Origin of the sequence: Pseudomonas sp. 2822-17 (assembly GCF_002742485.1) — a bacterium.
Lineage (GTDB): Bacteria > Pseudomonadota > Gammaproteobacteria > Pseudomonadales > Pseudomonadaceae > Aquipseudomonas > Aquipseudomonas cyclaminis.
In genome coordinates this window covers 1-391 of record NZ_LJRZ01000343.1, presented here as the reverse complement: position 1 = coordinate 391, position 391 = coordinate 1, and the positions used below count along the sequence as shown (strand labels likewise).

At 36.8% G+C, this 391-nt stretch carries 1 protein-coding gene; it reads right to left on the bottom strand.

Going from position 1 to position 391, the window contains the following annotated elements; all coding sequences use genetic code 11:
- On the bottom strand, positions 1-391 hold a 391-nt coding region (locus tag AOA60_RS08410; RefSeq protein WP_256592813.1), incomplete at both ends, for a glutamate ligase domain-containing protein.

The following is a 391-nucleotide window of genomic DNA, read 5'->3' as shown; positions in this document are numbered from 1 at the left end:
CAACCAACAACAACTGATACTTTACCCTTTGCAAATTCTTTAATTGTCTGCAATACGTTCTCAAGGCTGTCTGGAGTGTGTGCATAATCCACAATAACATGAAAAGGCTGATTAATTTCTACCCTTTCAAACCGACCTGATACACCAACAAGTTCTGATAAGCTATTAGCGATCTTTTCTAGTGTTATCCCTGAAGCATAACACGCAGCCGTTGCAGCTAGTGCATTGTAGACTGAAAAAGTGCCTGTAAGCTTCATATTTACAGGTACGGAACTGTTACCCATTTTCATTGTAAAACTTGTTCCTTTTTCATCGATAATAACATTTTCAGCTTTTATATCTGCATCTTCTTTAATTCCAAAAGTAATAATAGGAGCAGCTGTCATTGTTT